The organism is Micromonospora sp. NPDC005203, from assembly GCF_042872705.1.
Classification (GTDB): Bacteria; Actinomycetota; Actinomycetes; order Mycobacteriales; family Micromonosporaceae; genus Micromonospora.
In genome coordinates this window covers 464,088-479,190 of the sequence record NZ_JBIAKV010000001.1, presented here as the reverse complement: position 1 = coordinate 479,190, position 15,103 = coordinate 464,088, and the positions used below count along the sequence as shown (strand labels likewise).

Sequence of the window (15,103 nt, the reverse complement as noted above, 5' to 3'; positions counted from 1 at the left end):
TGCCCCTCTGTCCTGACCAGACCAACCGGAGGTCGGACGTTACTTACCCTCGCCGCCGAACCACTTGTCGACCATGTCGTCGACCTCGACCGTGCCATCGACGGCGCTGAGGACGTCCGGTCCCAGCAACTTGATCAGGTCCACGATGGTCTTCCCACCGCTCAGGACGCTGGTGGCGGGGGCTTTGTCGCCGCCCTCCAGGTAGTGCTTGTTGAAGCCCTGGCCCGGCTCGTCGGTGCCCCAGGGCGCGGAGGCGTTCAGCGACGAGATGGTGGCCGCGTGCTGCGCCCATCGGCTGGCCAGTGTCGCGCCGGCAACACCGAGTCGCTGGGCACCGGCCCGGGCGGCGTCGGGCTTGAGGAAGGTCTCGTCTGCGTCGCTCATCGGTCGTCCTCCCGGGGAAGTTCGCTGTCCAGCTGGCGGAAGATGCCGTCCAGGTCGTGACCCATGTACGCCTGGAACTGGCTGTCCGGCACGAAGGGCCGCATCAGCTCTTCGACCTCGGTCATCGCCTTCTCGGTGGCCTTTCGGATCGTCTCCGTGACGGTGGCGGAGAGCTCCTTGGAGTTAGGCCGGCGGTAGATGCGGGGATCGAACTCCACCTTGACCACCTGACCACGCGGGCCGACCGTCACCGAGACGAAGCCGTCCTCGGAGGTGACGGTGGCGTTCACTGCCTTGAGCCGCTGCTGAAGGTCACCCACGCCCGAGCGCATCCGCTCGAACTGGGCCATCAGCTCGTCGGCCCGAGCGCGCAGTCCTTGCGTGTCCATGGCGTCCTCCCCCTGCACGTCCACGTGCCGCCGCAACCCGCCAACGGCGTGACACCTCGACCATACTGAATCGACGCGACATCGGGGATCCGGTAATCGTCCGAGGATCGTTACGATGCACCGGCGCCGTAGGGACGGGAGGTGAGCGCGGAATGGGTCTCGACCGTCGTACGTCCGCCGCTGCGCTGGTGGTGGCGCTGATGGGCTCGACAATCCTCGGCGCGCCGGATCGGGCTGTCGCGGCCCCGGCGATCTGCACCAACCCGAGCGATCCGGGTCAGGTCATCAGCGAGACACCGTGGCACCAGCGGTGGCTCGCGCCGCAGCGGGTGTGGCCGTTCAGCACCGGCGTCAACGTCAAGGTGGCCGTCATCGACTCCGGCACCGACGACAACCACCCGCAGTTGAGCGGCAGGGTGGCTACCGGCTTCGATTCCCTGCGTGGGACACCCGGTGGCAACGTCGACTGTGTCTCGCACGGCACCGCGGTCGCCAGCCTCATCGCCGCCCGCCCGCAGAACGGCGTCGGCTTCCACGGCCTGGCCCCGGACGCAACGATCATCCCGATCCGGGTCAGCGAACGCGCCGGCACCGAGGGCGAGGAGGCCCGGGGCAAGAGTGTCTCCGCGGAGGTCTTTGCGCAGGCCATTCGCGGGTCGGTCGACGACGGTGCCGCCGTGATCAACATGTCCGTGACGCTCTACCAACCCGATCCCGCCGTAGAAAGCGCGGTCAAGTACGCGCGGGAGCACAACGTCGTGCTGGTCGCCGCCGCCGGCAACCTGCACCAGAACGGCGACCGTCCGGATCCGGTGCCCTACCCCGCCGCCTACGACGGTGTGATCGGGGTCGGCGCCATCGACCAGGAGGGCGTGCGGGTGAAGCAGTCGCAGGTCGGGCCGTACGTGGACCTGGTGGCCCCTGGCGGCGCGGTGGTGGCGGCGACCCGCCTCGCCGGCCACGCCGTCTGGAGCGGCACCAGCTTCGCAACCCCGCTGGTGAGCGCAACGGCCGCCCTGATCCGTGCTGCCGAACCCGGCCTGTCCGCGGAGGGGGTCAACCGCCGTCTCCTCGCGACGGTGGACCCGGCGCGTGGTGGCCCCGGCGAGGGCTACGGGCGTGGCCTGCTGAATCCGTACCGGGCGGTGACCGAACGGCTGACGAATGACGCGCCGGTTGCCCAACCCCCGATGCCCGACCCGTCGTATGACGCGGCGGCGCAGGAGCGTTCGGAGCGGTGGAGCGTCTTCGGCCGGGTGGCCCTCTGGGTCGGGCTGCTGGTCGCCGTGCTCGCGCTCGCCATCGGCGCCATGGCCACCCTGCTGCCGCGCGGACGCCGGCTGCGGTGGCGACCGACTCGGCCGGCGGCCCCGCCGCCTCCGGTCGCCGAGATCGACGAGCCCGAAGAGGCCTTCTTCCGGGTGCCGACCTCGCTGCCCCGCGGCTGACGGCCTACCCGAGGCCGGACCCTCATCGTCACGACGCCCGGCAGTCGCGGCACCGACGACGGTGCGAACGACGATGGCCCGGCACACAGCCGGGCCATCGTTACGTACGGTCGGGCTCAGTCGCCGAACTTCGCCCGGTTCGCGGCTTCGCGGGCCTGCATCCTGGCCGCCGACTCGCGCAGCGTCTTCTCGATCCGGCCGAGCAGGTCGCGCAGGTCGTTTGCCGCCGCCTCCCAGTCGCTCTGCCGACGGAAGTACGCCTCACGGGCGTCACCGTCCCAGGTCGCGAGCAGCGGCGCGATGCCCGACTTGAGCCCATCGAGCTCGCCAGTCACATTCTTCATGGCACCGCCGCAGCTGTCCGCCGCAGCGTTCAGCGCACCGAAGTTGTAACGAATTTCCATGTCAGAACCCCTCCCCCGTCAGAGCTTGAGCGCTGCGGTGATCTGACCGGCGGTCGCGCCGGCAGAGGTCATCTCGGACCGGAGCTCGTCGTCACTGACGTCGTAGTCCTTACCGGCGGACCCGACGGCCTCGGCGATCGCCCGCAACGCCACGTTCAACCGGGCCATGTCGTTGTCGAACTTTTCCCGAACGTCCTGGAAGGAGCCGGCAGCGGCGCCCTTCCACTGGTCGTACAGCGGTGCGAGCTGGTCCATCAGCTGGTTCAGGTTGCCGGTGAGCCGATCCGCGACGGCATCTACGTCGCCCTCGGTCTTCACCATCAAGCCGGTGTCGGTACCCATCGACATGGTGAGTCACCCCCGTCCTCATCGATCGCCCCCATCGGCGGGGGCAGCCTCTATTGTGGCGCTCGCGCGCCATTGCTACACGAACGGTAACGGGTCATGTCCAGCCCGCGCTAGGCCGGCCGCATCCAGACTCGCAACTACCTCCACTGTGGCAGCTCCGGTCACTCCGGGTCCAGTGCCCGCTTCGCGTTGGTTGGGTCGAGCGCCGGGCCGGCCGGAAGACGGACGACCAGACTCGCGGGCAGTTCGACGGGCCGCGCACCGCGGTAGCCGAGCATCTCCGACACCTCCTTCGATGCCAGCGGATACCGGTAGCCCAGGTCGGTGACCAGGCTCAGGGTGCCCGTCGTGATCTCCGGTGACGCCATGGCGGCAACCAGGACGCCGTACCCCGGCTCGATGACCACCCGGTCGGCGAGCGGAATGCCGTCGCCGGTCTGCTCGGCGGTGCGTACCGGCTCCTTGACCGGCTGCACCTGCGCGTCCAGCAGTAGGGTCGGCTCATCCTGCCCCGGCCGGTAGGCGGCGCAGATCGCCGGTTGGTCACCGGTCAGCCGGGCGATGTCGGGGCGTTCCTCGGGTGCGCGGTGACGCCCCTCGGCCGGCGGCGGCGCCTTGGGGGCCGCCGCGGCGGCCCCGGCCCCGAGCGTCAGGGCCTGCGGAGCCGACTCACCCTGGTAGGACTTCCGCGTCTCCGGGTCCGCGAGCAGTACGTCAGCCTGCAGCGGAGTCAGCGAATGCAGGCGGTCGCGGTTGGCGAGGTAGTACTGACGGCTGCCGTTCTGACTCTGCACGACGAAGATCTGGCCGACCCGGGCGTCCGGCAGTGCGTCCGACGACTCGCCGCGGCCGGCCACCCCCGCCGAGCCGATCGGCTCACCCGCGGGCAGCGCGTTCAGCCACGCCCCGCCGACCTCGACCACGGGCTCCGCGGTCATGGTCAGTCCTTCGAGGACGACCGCCTGGTTGCGGATCTCGTACCGATGGTCGCGCCAGACCAGGTGCATCCGGTTGGTCGTGGTGTCCTTGACCAGCAGCGCCGTGTCACCCATCTCGCGCCCACCATTGGGGGCTCTACCGAGGGTGAGCACCGTGGTGGCCACGGTGCCTCCCGCCTGGTCGCGGGCCGGCTGGGTGCAGAGCGTCCACGGCCCGGTGAGGATCCGCTTCGGGTCGGGCAGGGCGTCCGGTGCGTTCGGGATGCCGATCCGGGGCCCGCGCGGCGTGCCGACGAGCGAGTTGCGGGAGACCGAGATGGTGGGCACCGCCGACCCCATGGCCAGCAACGCGGACGAGTAGTTGACCACCGGGTGCAGGCGACCGTCCCGGTAGACGTACCGCGTGCCGGTCTCCTTCTCCAAGATGACCGACTCGGCCGCCTTCCACTTGGTGGCGCCACCGGGGCGGAGCAACCCGTAGACGCCCACCGCGGCGAGGCAGAGCACCGCCACCATCACGCCCGCGAGGCCGGCGCCGCCGAGCCGCCGGAACGGCGCGGCCTCCGGATCAGGCTCACGCGCCACGAGCGCGGACGTCATCCGCTGGACGAAGAACTGGTACGACTGGACCTGGTCCCGCCGTGACGGCATGGCATCTCCCCCTGGCGTACGGTCGGCACGGACAGGTGCCGGACCGCGGTGCCTACGATAGGCACCGCGTCGAACGCTGTGGTGCCGGCATCCGGCCGGGGCCGGTGACCAGGACGACCACGACGCGAGGAGGTTCGATGATCAGTCGTGACGAGGCACTGGTCCGAGCCCGGGAGTGGGCCGCCGCCGGCCACCCCGGCCCGCCGCCGGAGGTCGACATGTACGAGTTCGACCTCGGCTTCGTCGTCTCCCGCCGCGAACCCCGGCCGGAGCCGACGGACGGGCCACCCCGGCCACCGTCGGCCACCGGCCAGCCCACAGTCGTCATCGACCGGGAGACCGGCGAGCTGTCCGAGTGGCCTTCGCTGGCCGGTGCGTCAATTGCCAAGCGGTACGCGCAGCGCCGCGCCGCCGAGGGCCGCTTCCCGCCGGACGTCCGAGCGGTACTGGACAAGGCCGGCTGGTTCCCCGGCCGCGACATGACCGCCTCCGTCAACAACTGGCTGACCCGCTTCGCCGACAAACTCACCGGCCTGGAGTTCTTCCCCGCCGCACGGGCCGCACTCGTCGAATTCGGCGGCCTACGCCTGCCCCAGTTCGGCGGATTCGGCGAGCCAGAAGAGGGCTACTGGAGCTACATCCACCCCACCCGCGGCGGAGTGCTCGCCGAGGATGCCCGCATCTTCACCGAGGAGTTTGACAACCCCGTCTACCCGCTCGGCAACAACGCCGACGGGCCCTCCGAACTCGTCATCGACGCCCAGGGGCGGGTCTTCATGCTGCACTGGGCAGACGACTTCTTCGTTGGCCCCGACATCGACTCCGCGATCGTCAAGCTCGTCCGCGGTGGTGACATGCCGGAGGCAAGCGACCTCAACTGGGACGAGCCAGCGCCCATGCCCGAGTGGTACTCAGACCGCCAGTCCTGATCGAGAGAGCCGCATGATCGTCGGCGCCGACGTTGGTGTCAGCCGTTCAGTGCTCGCATGAACGCGTACAGGCCCAGCACACTGCATGCCACCGGCACCACGGCCAACTGCAGCAGGATGTCGAGGGTGTCCCCGAGACGGGCCAGCCGGGGCGACGGAGCACGGCGGCTGTAGGCGAGCCCGGCACTGACCGAGATCCCGGCCGCGACCACCGCCACCGGCAGCACGGCCAGCACGCGTAGTCCGGTGCCGGCGTCAGCCGCGCCGACCAGGGGCAGCAGGGCCAACCCCACCAGGCCCCCGGCGAGCAGCGGCACCCGGTGCCGCACGGTCGGCACCAGCCGGGCCCGCAGCAGGTGACCGAGCGCGACCACGCCGGCCAGCAGCAGGGCGGCGACCGAGCCGTGGGCGGTCAGCACGATCAGGCAGCCGACGGTGACCAGGAACGAGCCGAAGATCATGCCGGTGAGGACCTCGTCGGCCCGGGCGGTGGCCTGATAGACCAGCTCGCGCCGGGGCTGCGGCTCGTCGCGCAGCAGGTCCTCGGCGGTGCGGGGAAGCGCCGGCATCGGCATCTTGCCGAGCCGTACGGCGAGCAGCGGCATCGCCGGCAGCAGCAGGGTCACCGCGCTGACCATGATCGCCGCGCCCTGCGGGGCGTCCATGGTGCCCAGGGCGAAGAGGCCGCCGAGCATGCCCCAGAAACCTGCGAAGACCGCCGCGACGAAGACCCGGGTCGCGTCGCCCACCCCGAGGAAGCCGAGCAGGCCGGTGAGGAAGAGGATGGCGGAACCGAGCAACACGTGCGGTGCGCCGAGCGCCCAGACGGACTCCCCGTTCCCGATCACCAGGACGCCGCCGACGAAGGCGTACGGCAGGCCGGCCGCGGCGACCACGGCCCCGGCGAGCGAGTCGGCCATCGCCCGGGACAGCACGATCCCGACCAGCAGGAGCACCCCGGCGGTGCCGAGGGCGATCACGCCGCCGAGCAGGCCGGGCTCGTCGGACGTGACGATGACGACCAGGCCGAGCAGCAGCAGCACACCGGCGACGATCAGACCCGTCAGCCGGGTCGCGGGCGGGCTCCAGGCCACCCCGCGTCGGCGGGCGCCGGCCGCGACGGCCTCCATCAGATCGTCGTACGCCAACTCCGGCCAGTCGGTGCGGCGCGGCACGAGATGCAGCGTCTCGCCGTCCCGGACGTTCTGGGTGGCGAGCGTACGATTGAGGTCCACAGTGGTGCCGTCGGTGCGGCGCAGCATCCAACCACCGTGTGCCGTCCCGTCCGACGGATGCTCATCCGCCTGCCGCAGCACGGCGGGGAGCAGCCCGACCAGCGGCAGATGCTCGGGTAGAGCGAGATCAAGCCGCCGGTTGGGGGCGACGACGGCGATGCGCGCGAGTCCGGTTCCGGCCTGGGTGACCACTGACGACCCCTCGAACGAGGAGCGGGCCGACGTGGCCCGCGGCTGTCATGACGAGAGAAGGCTACCTACCATGTGCCATGGCGCGGGCGCCGGTTCGGCCCGGTCGGGTCCGGACCCCAGCGGGGAGGTCTGATAGGTGAGCACGGTCGTCGTGAAACGCCCGGCCCGGCAGCCGGAGCCGGAGTACCCGTCCGGCGAGGTCCTGCTGGAGGCACCACCTGAGGTACCCGCGCCCAGCGGGCGTGCCTGGGGCCAGATGATGATGATGCTGCCGATGCTCGCCGGTTCGTTCGCGATGGCGCTGATGTTCGCCGGCCGAGGCGGCAGCACCCTCGGTTACGTCACCGGAGGCCTCTTCGGCCTCTCCGCGATCGGCATGCTCGGCTCCCAGCTCACCAACAACTCCGGTGGCCCGACCAAGCAGGAGATGCTGCAGAAGCGACGCGAGTACATGACGCACCTGTCGCGGCAGCGCCGCCGGGTGCTCAAGACGGTCGAGAAGCAGCGCGAGGCGGCGTTCTACCGACACCCGGACCCGGACGCGCTGTGGTCGGTCCCGCTCGGGCCACGGCTGTGGGAGCGCCGGCGTGGCGACGTGGACTTCGCCACCGTACGCATCGGTCTCGGCCCGCAGGAGCTGGCCACGCCGCTGGTTCCGCCGCCCGCGACCTCGCTGGAGAAGCTGGAGCCGATGTGCGCGCTGGCGCTGCGCCGCTTCCTCACCACGTACGGCGAGGTGCCGGATCTGCCGGTGACGATGGCGCTCAACGGGTTCGCCCGGGTCCACCTGCGCGGCGACGACGAGGCGGTCCGAGGTCTCGTCCGGGCGGTGCTCGCCCAGGCCACCGCGTTCCACGCGCCGGACGACATGCTCGTCGCGGTCTGCGTCGCCGCCGACCGGCGGGGCGCGTGGGAGTGGACGAAGTGGCTGCCGCACGCGCTGCACCCGAGCCGCACCGACGCGCTCGGTCAGCTCCGGCTGGTCGCGCCCTCGGTCACCGGGCTGGAGGCGATGCTCGACGACGTGCTGGCCAGCCGGCCCCGGTTCAACTCCTCCGGTGGGTCGCCCCAGTCGGGCGGGCCGCACCTCCTGGTCATCATCGACGGTGGCGACACCGCCGGGTCGGACCACCTGATGACCGAGGGCGGTGTGGAGGGCGTCACCCTGCTCGACCTCTCCAGCCCGGCGCCGCGGGTGCTGGACCGGGCCCGGCTCGTGCTCGAGGTGAGCGCCGACGGGCAGTTGCACAGCACCACCGTGGATGGTCAGGCGGAGATCGGGCGGGCCGACGGCTGTCGGGTCGCGGAGATCGAGGCGCTGGCCATGCAGTTGGCCCCGCTGCGTCTCTCGGCCGCGTCCCGCGGCGGCGACGCCCCGCTCACCAGCGAGCTGGGCCTGGCCGAACTGCTCAACATCGGCGACCCGTACGAGTTCGACATGGAGCTGGCCTGGCAGCCCCGGCCCAACCGGGACCGGCTGCGGGTGCCGATCGGTGTGGGCGTCGACGGGATCCCGGTCGAGTTGGACCTCAAGGAGTCCGCGCAGGACGGCATGGGACCGCACGGCCTGCTCATCGGTGCCACCGGTTCCGGCAAGTCCGAACTGCTGCGCACGCTGGTGCTGGCGCTCGCCGTCACGCACAGCTCGGAGAGCCTGAACCTCGTCCTGATCGACTTCAAGGGCGGCGCGACCTTCACCCGGCTGGACGCCCTGCCGCACACCAGCGCGGTGATCACCAACCTGGCCGACGAGCTGCCGCTCGTCGACCGGATGACCGACTCGATCAACGGTGAGCTGGTGCGTCGGCAGGAGCTGCTGCGCTCGGCCGGCAACTACGCCTCGCAGCGCGACTACGAGAAGGCCCGGGCCGCGGGTGCTCCGCTGGCACCACTGCCGAGCCTGCTCATCATCTGCGACGAGTTCTCCGAGCTGCTCACCGCCAAACCGGACTTCATCGACATGTTCGTGCAGATCGGTCGGGTCGGCCGGTCGCTCGGCGTACACCTGTTGTTGGCCTCGCAGCGGTTGGAGGAGGGCCGGCTACGCGGTCTGGACACCCACCTGTCGTACCGGATCGGTCTGCGGACCTTCTCGGCGATGGAGAGCCGGGTGGTGCTCGGCGCCACCGACGCGTACGAGTTGCCTCGATCCCCGGGCCACGGCTACCTGCGCTTCGGCATGGAACCACTGATCCGCTTCAAGGCCGCATACGTCTCCGGCACCTACCGCAGCAAGACGGCCGAGGCGGTCGCCGCCGGTGACGGCGAGGAGCGGGTGCGGGAATACAGCACCGCCTACGTCGCACCGCCGGTGACCCGTAAGGCCCAGGAGACGACGCCGGATCCCCTCGACACGGGCGGCGACAGTGTGCTGGACATCCTGGTCGGCCGACTCGCCGGCCGGGGCGCGCCGGCCCACCAGGTGTGGCTGCCGCCGCTGTCGGATCCGCCGACGCTGGATCAGCTGCTGCCGCCACTGACCGCCGACCCCGCCCGGGGCGTGACGGTGGCACACGCCGGCCTGGTGGGCGAGCTGCAGGTGGCCGTGGGCATCGTCGACAAGCCGTTCGAGCAGCGGCGGGACGTGCTCTGGTTCGACCTGGCAGGTTCGGCCGGCCACGCGGTGATCGTGGGCGGTCCGCAGAGCGGCAAGAGCACCGTACTGCGCACGATCGTGACGTCGCTGGCGCTGACCCACACGCCGCGGGAGGCGCAGGTCTACTGCCTCGACCTGACCAGCAACGCGCTCTCCTCGCTACGTGACCTGCCGCAGGTCGGCGCGGTGGCGACCCGTCTCGATGCCAGTCTGGTCCGCCGGACCGTCGCCGAGCTGCAACTGCTGATGGGCGAGCGGGAGCGGCGGTTCGGTGAGCGCGGGGTCGACTCGATGGCCGCGTACCGGCGGGCCCGTCGGCACGGCCAGCACAACGACGACCCGTTCGGCGACGTCTTCCTTGTCATCGACGGCTGGTCCAGCATCCGGTCGGAGTTCGAAGATCTTGAGCCGACCATCAACGACATCGCCAACCGCGGTCTCTCCTTCGGCGTCCACCTGATCGTCACCGCGGGTCGCTGGATGGACCTGCGCCCCGCCGTGCGGGACGTCTTCGGCACCCGGCTGGAGCTCTGGTTGTCCGACGCGGGTGACTCCAACCTGGACCGTCGGGCCGCGATGAACGTGCCGGAGAAGTCACCCGGCCGAGGCATCACCGCCGACGGGCACCAGTTCCTCGCCGCCCTGCCCCGCACCGACGGCGCGCAGGAGGCGGACACCCTGCCCGAGGGGTCCCGCAAGCTGGTCAACGACCTGGCCGGCGCCTGGCAGGGTCCGGGCGCGCCACCGATCCGCCAGCTCCCGCCGGTGGTCCCACACGGCAGCCTGCCGGCCACCGGTCGTCCCGGGGTGCCGGTCGGCATCGCCGAGGTGGACCTGCAACCGGTGCACCTGGACTTCGCCGCCGACCCGCACTTCCTGCTCTTCGGCGACAGCGAGTCCGGCAAGAGCACCTTCCTGCGGGCGCTGGCACAGACGATCGTCGACCGTAACGAGCTGACCGAGGCCCGGCTGGTCATCGTCGACTACCGGCGCAGCATGCTCGGTGACATCACCAGCCCGCACCTGATCGGGTACGGCTCGTCGGCCCAGCTCACCGAGAAGATCATCACAGAGGTCGCCGCGGTGATGCGGGACCGGATCCCCCCCAACGACGTGACGCCAGACCAGCTACGGGCCCGGAGTTGGTGGAAGGGGCCGGATCTCTACGTCCTGGTCGACGACTACGACCTCGTGTCGAGCGCGGGCAGCAACCCGCTGACCCCGCTGCTGGAATTCCTGCCCCAGGCCCGGGACATCGGCCTGCACCTGATCATCGCCCGCCGCACCGGCGGGGCGAGCCGGGCGCTGTACGAGCCGGTGCTGATGCGGCTGCGGGAGATCAGCACGCCGGGCATCGTGATGTCCGGCAACCGGGACGAAGGCGTTCTGCTCGGCACCGTCCGCCCCGGGCCGTTGCCGCCCGGTCGAGGTTGGCTGGTCACGCGGCGGGAGGGCACCCGTCTCGTGCAGTTGGTGAACCTGCCACCGCGGGCCTGACCACACTACGGGGTTGCCCGATGACGCTACTCTCGGCCAGAGTGGACTGCGAATGTCGCGGCTCGGGACACAGCCGCGGTGGCGGCATGTGGACGAAACGGGGAGACAGATGGGCGACGAGTGGCTCGTCGGCGAGAACATCGACGTCGACATCCAGCAGCTGATCGACTTTGCCAAGGCCATCGAGAAAGAGCTGAACGAGCATTTCAAGCCCAGCTTCGAGAGCGGCGTACGCCCCATGCTCACCGTGCAGGCGCCGTTCGGCGGGGGTGGGATGAAGGAGGGCGCATTCTTCCGTGTCCGGCACGACGACAGTCGCGTGGCGGTGGGGAAGATGCTCGGTGACGCGATGAAGGGTCTGGTGTCGCTGCAGATGGCTGCCATGTCGATCGCCAGCGAATACCGCACCGGAGACGCGTTGGCCCAGGCCAGCACGGACGACATTTACAACGCCTTCACCGCCGTCGATGGTCAGAAGACGCTCGACGACCTCTGGCGGCAGGGCGATGACAAGAACTCGGACCCCGCGAAGGCGATCCCGCCGGAGGTCCTGAATCCGGAGACCTACTTCGCCCCGGAAGCCAATAACAGTCAGGATCCCGAAGCGACGCCGGAAATCGACAAGTCGGAGACCTTCGGCGAGGGCACCGGCGCCCATACGGTCCAGGGCGACAACGAGCAGATGTACGGCGACCAGGTGGCCCGCCCGGACCTGCGGTCCTGACGGTGGGCGGGGAACGGGACGCGGAGGAGCGGGGATGAGCGACAACTACTACGGATGGACGCCGAGCTACACCCCGGGTTACACCGGCGTCCCGGACGACTACGCCGCGGATCGGGCCGCCGGGGCCGCACCATATGATCCCACATCCTGGGATGGGCTCACTATCGAGGAAATGTGGGAGCAGGCCCGCAAGGAGAGCGACGAGCGCACCCGCGGCCTCGTCGAGACCTGGCGGCGGACAAGCGTTCTGTTGCAGACCACTCGGGAAAGCCTCAAGCGGCACGCCGACGCGCTGGACGCCAAGTGGCGGTCGCCGGCGGGCCGGGTCTTCATGAGCAAGGTCGGCGCGGCCCTCCACTCGCTCGACGAGTGGAAAGAGGTCGCCGACAAGACGGCCAGCGGCCTCGACCAGATCGCCGGCAAGATCGAGACGACGCAGACCGAGATGCGCAAGCTCTGGCTGGAATACAAGGCCGAACAGGAGAACCAAGCCCGGTTGCGCAAGGAGGATAGCGAGGTCACCTCGCTGGGCGACGCCTTCGGTTTGAACAACCCCAAAACAATCACTGAGGTGCAGAAAGATTTCCACGAGCGGGCGAAGAACATCGTCAAGCCGCTCGCGGACCTCTACATCGACGTCTACATCTCGAACATCTCCCGCGGCGGCACCTACAAGGGGCCGACGAACGCGGTTGTCATCGACCCGTCCACGATCCCGCGGCCAGGTCGGCCGAAGGGACCGGTCGGGCCGGGCCCGGCGGCAGTCAACATGACCGCTGACGGGCGGATCCGGCCGGACGCGCCCAACCGGCCCGACGCGCCGAGCCGGCCCGACGGGAGCGCCCTGCCGACCCCAACGCCTCCGCCGGCCGGCCTGCCTGACGGGGTGGGGCTCGCCGGCACCGTGACCGCCCCTCCGCCGCCGGGGCCGCCGCCCGTGGCGCCGCCGGTCACCGGCACGCCGGGGGCTCCGCCCCCGCCGACGCCGGTGCTGCCGGGCGGCCTGGGCGGCCCACGTCCGAACGCGCCGAACACCGCCGGTCGGCCCGGCACCCCCCGCACCACGCTGCCGGGAGCCGGCGGTCCCACCCCGGGCTCCCGCGGCCCGGCACCGAGCCGACCGACCCTGCCCGGTGCCAGCAACCCCGGCGGAAGCCCGCCCAGGCGCGGTGCCGCGCCTGGGCGACCCACCCTGCCCGGCGGTGGCGGCAGCCCGGGCGGGAGCCCGGGGAAGGGCGCCGCGCCGAACCGACCCACCCTGCCCGGCAACACCGGTGCCGGCCGGCCGGGCGGATCGCGGCCCGGCGCGCCAGGGCTCGGTAATCGTTCGACCCCACCGGCCAGTCCGCGCCTGCCGGGCAGTACCGCCGGTCCCAAGCGCCCGGGAGGCACTCCGGGCCGACCGGCGTCGCCACCGCCGAGCCTCGGCGGCCAGCGCGGCGGCTCCCCGACCACCGGCCGTCCCGCGATGCCGCCGGGTGCGGCCCGTCCGGCCACGCCGGGCACCGGCGGCACTCGTGCCGGTGGCCCGCTCACCCCCGGCAAGGGCGCCCGGCCGGATCTCACCGGTCGCGGCGCGGCGCGTCCGGCTCCCACCACCGGGCCGGCGCCGTCGCTCGGCGGTCGCCGGGGCGGCCCGGCCGTCCCCGGCCCCCGCGCCGGGGCGCGCCGGGCGGAGGACGAGCAGGAGACCTGGGAGTACGGCGAGGGCGACGACGAGCTCTGGACCACCGACCCGGCCGCGGTCGGCACCATCGAGGCACCGACGGAGCACCGGCCGCAGCAGCAGGGTAAGGCGCTCGGTCAGGGTTGACACACGGACGGGCCGGTCACCACACCAAGGGTGGCCGGCCCGTACCATGCGGTGACCGTCCAACCGGCCGCTCGACGGCCCACAGAGGAAGGTACGCGCAGATGCGCCTCGTTCCCCGTCCGGCGTCCGCAGTGGCCGCACTGACGCTGAGCGTCCTGGCTGCCCTGGTCGTTCCGGTGGCACCGGCACACGCCGTGGACCGCAAGGACGCCTGGTACATCGACGCCCTTGAGCTGACCGAGATGCACAAGATCACCCAGGGCGAGGGCATCACCGTCGCGGTCGTCGACACCGGTGTGGACGCCAGCCACCCGGACCTGAAGAACAACATGCTTCCCGGCGTGGACTTCTACGACGACAAGAGCAAGGGACATGAGGACCGGAACGGGCACGGCACCGCGGTGGCGTCCCTGATCGCCGGGCACGGGCACGGCTCGGGTGGCAGCGAGGGCGTGCTCGGCGTCGCACCGAAGGCCAAGATCCTGCCGGTGACCGTACAGGGTCGCGAGGGCGTGTCGATCATCGAGCCGGTGGCGATCGCGGCCGGGATCGACTGGGCAGTGGATCACGGCGCCGACGTCATCAACGTCTCGCTGAGCAGCTCCAACAACGCCGACCTCGACAGAGCGGTCAAGCGGGCGTACCAGAAGAGGGTGATCGTCGTCGCCGGCGTCGGCAACGAGAAGGACGTGATCATCGGCAGCCCGGCCAACCACCCCGGCGCGATCGCGGTGACCGGCACCGACCGCAACGGGCAACTGAGCAAAATCGCCCATATTCCGGCCGAGGAGACCGACCTCGCCGCGCCCGCTGACGACCTGTACGCCGCGGAGCGCAACGGGGGGTACAAGATGGCCGGCGGGAGCAGTTCCGCCACCGCGATCGTCTCCGGCGCGGTCGCCCTGGTCAAGGCGAAGTACCCGAACCTCAAGTCGTACGACCTGTTCAAGCGGATGATGGAGACCAGCAAGGACGCCGGCAAGCCGGGTCATGACGCCGACTACGGTTGGGGGCTACTCGACCTGCGCCAGGCGCTGACCGGTGAGCCGGACGGCCGTAACAGTCGTAGCCAGGCGGCCGAGGAGCCCGAGGTCGACCCGACCCTGGCCCCCGCGTCCTCAAGGGAGTCGGGCAATAGATACGGCACCTTGGTGCTCCAGTTGGCACTCATACTCGTCGTCCTCGGGCTCGTGGCGACGGCGGTGGTGCTGATCCGGCGGCGGCGCCGCAAGCGGACCGCGGCATCCCCGGCCGAGGTCCCCACGCCGGTCGGTGCGGCCACCGCAGCCGGTATGCCGTACCCGCCCGCACCACACCTGCCAACCAGCGGAACGCCGTACCCACCCGCACCACACCTGCCAACCAGCGGTACGCCGTACCCACCCGCACCACACCTGCCAACCAGCGGTACGCCGTACCCACCCGCACCACACCTGCCAACCAGCGGAACGCCGTACCCACCCGCACCACAGCCTCCGGCACCAGCCCCGGGCATGCCGCCGCCGGGCGGGCAGTCGACCCACCCGACGGAGCCGACCGGCGAGGCCGGCTGGCG

The 15,103-nt window shown here is 71.1% G+C and carries 11 protein-coding genes and 1 pseudogene; 6 read left to right on the top strand and 6 right to left on the bottom strand.

Going from position 1 to position 15,103, the window contains the following annotated elements:
* Positions 1-39 precede the first annotated feature (39 nt).
* Together ACFYPM_RS02345 and ACFYPM_RS02340 are read right to left on the bottom strand one after the other, a co-directional pair.
* On the bottom strand, positions 40-384 hold the full coding sequence (locus tag ACFYPM_RS02345) for a hypothetical protein (RefSeq protein WP_387190367.1): 345 nt from the start codon (positions 382-384) through the stop codon (positions 40-42).
* Positions 381-773: a YbaB/EbfC family nucleoid-associated protein gene (locus tag ACFYPM_RS02340; protein ID WP_387190364.1), complete on the bottom strand. Its 393-nt coding sequence runs from the start codon at positions 771-773 to the stop codon at positions 381-383. Before ACFYPM_RS02340 ends, ACFYPM_RS02345 begins: the two co-directional genes overlap by 4 nt.
* 152 nt (positions 774-925) lie before the next feature.
* Here ACFYPM_RS02340 and mycP (ACFYPM_RS02335) point away from each other — a divergent pair, with 152 nt between their 5' ends.
* Positions 926-2,221 carry a type VII secretion-associated serine protease mycosin gene (mycP, locus tag ACFYPM_RS02335; protein WP_387190362.1) on the top strand — a complete coding sequence of 432 codons (1,296 nt, stop codon included), beginning with the start codon at positions 926-928 and terminating at the stop codon, positions 2,219-2,221.
* A gap of 116 nt (positions 2,222-2,337) precedes the next feature.
* Here the strand turns inward: mycP (ACFYPM_RS02335) and ACFYPM_RS02330 are convergent, their stop codons facing one another.
* The 3 genes from ACFYPM_RS02330 to eccB all read right to left on the bottom strand — a co-directional run bounded on the left by ACFYPM_RS02330 (position 2,338) and on the right by eccB (position 4,562).
* On the bottom strand, positions 2,338-2,625 hold the full coding sequence (locus tag ACFYPM_RS02330; RefSeq protein WP_387190360.1) for a WXG100 family type VII secretion target: 288 nt from the start codon (positions 2,623-2,625) through the stop codon (positions 2,338-2,340).
* 18 nt (positions 2,626-2,643) lie between these two features.
* Positions 2,644-2,973, bottom strand: a complete 330-nt coding sequence (locus tag ACFYPM_RS02325) for a WXG100 family type VII secretion target (RefSeq protein WP_387190358.1) — start codon at positions 2,971-2,973, stop codon at positions 2,644-2,646.
* Between the two features lie 161 nt (positions 2,974-3,134).
* Entirely contained in the window at positions 3,135-4,562 is a 1,428-nt protein-coding gene (gene eccB, locus ACFYPM_RS02320; protein WP_387190356.1) for a type VII secretion protein EccB, read from the bottom strand.
* Between the two features lie 137 nt (positions 4,563-4,699).
* On the opposite strand from eccB, the gene ACFYPM_RS02315 reads away from it, so the two are divergent.
* On the top strand, positions 4,700-5,491 hold the full coding sequence (locus ACFYPM_RS02315; protein WP_387190353.1) for an SUKH-3 domain-containing protein: 792 nt from the start codon (positions 4,700-4,702) through the stop codon (positions 5,489-5,491).
* A gap of 38 nt (positions 5,492-5,529) precedes the next feature.
* Here the strand turns inward: ACFYPM_RS02315 and eccD are convergent, their stop codons facing one another.
* Positions 5,530-6,918, bottom strand: a complete 1,389-nt coding sequence (gene eccD / locus ACFYPM_RS02310; RefSeq protein WP_387190350.1) for a type VII secretion integral membrane protein EccD — start codon at positions 6,916-6,918, stop codon at positions 5,530-5,532.
* A 136-nt stretch (positions 6,919-7,054) separates the two neighbouring features.
* Here eccD and eccCa point away from each other — a divergent pair, with 136 nt between their 5' ends.
* The 4 genes and pseudogenes from eccCa to mycP (ACFYPM_RS02290) form a co-directional block, all read left to right on the top strand.
* Complete coding sequence (eccCa, locus tag ACFYPM_RS02305; protein ID WP_387190347.1) at positions 7,055-11,011, top strand: type VII secretion protein EccCa; 3,957 nt, start codon at positions 7,055-7,057, stop codon at positions 11,009-11,011.
* A gap of 109 nt (positions 11,012-11,120) precedes the next feature.
* Positions 11,121-11,735: a hypothetical protein gene (locus ACFYPM_RS02300; RefSeq protein WP_387190345.1), complete on the top strand. Its 615-nt coding sequence runs from the start codon at positions 11,121-11,123 to the stop codon at positions 11,733-11,735.
* 34 nt (positions 11,736-11,769) lie between these two features.
* The gene (locus ACFYPM_RS02295; protein ID WP_387190343.1) at positions 11,770-13,548 is read left to right on the top strand and encodes a hypothetical protein; all 1,779 of its coding nucleotides are present in this window, start codon (positions 11,770-11,772) and stop codon (positions 13,546-13,548) included.
* A 101-nt stretch (positions 13,549-13,649) separates the two neighbouring features.
* Positions 13,650-14,882 (top strand): annotated as a pseudogene (gene mycP, locus ACFYPM_RS02290) (type VII secretion-associated serine protease mycosin); the annotation flags it as partial.
* Positions 14,883-15,103 lie beyond the last annotated feature (221 nt).

Excerpts from the sequence above, each read along its gene's own strand:
- ACFYPM_RS02325 (WP_387190358.1), bottom strand. The coding sequence starts at position 2,973 with ATGTCGATGGGTACCGACACCGGCTTGATGGTGAAGACCGAGGGCGAC.
- ACFYPM_RS02295 (WP_387190343.1), top strand. The coding sequence starts at position 11,770 with ATGAGCGACAACTACTACGGATGGACGCCGAGCTACACCCCGGGTTAC.
- ACFYPM_RS02340 (WP_387190364.1), bottom strand. The coding sequence starts at position 773 with ATGGACACGCAAGGACTGCGCGCTCGGGCCGACGAGCTGATGGCCCAG.
- ACFYPM_RS02330 (WP_387190360.1), bottom strand. The coding sequence starts at position 2,625 with ATGGAAATTCGTTACAACTTCGGTGCGCTGAACGCTGCGGCGGACAGC.
- ACFYPM_RS02300 (WP_387190345.1), top strand. The coding sequence starts at position 11,121 with ATGGGCGACGAGTGGCTCGTCGGCGAGAACATCGACGTCGACATCCAG.
- eccB (WP_387190356.1), bottom strand. The coding sequence starts at position 4,562 with ATGCCGTCACGGCGGGACCAGGTCCAGTCGTACCAGTTCTTCGTCCAG.
- ACFYPM_RS02315 (WP_387190353.1), top strand. The coding sequence starts at position 4,700 with ATGATCAGTCGTGACGAGGCACTGGTCCGAGCCCGGGAGTGGGCCGCC.
- mycP (WP_387190362.1), top strand. The coding sequence starts at position 926 with ATGGGTCTCGACCGTCGTACGTCCGCCGCTGCGCTGGTGGTGGCGCTG.
- ACFYPM_RS02345 (WP_387190367.1), bottom strand. The coding sequence starts at position 384 with ATGAGCGACGCAGACGAGACCTTCCTCAAGCCCGACGCCGCCCGGGCC.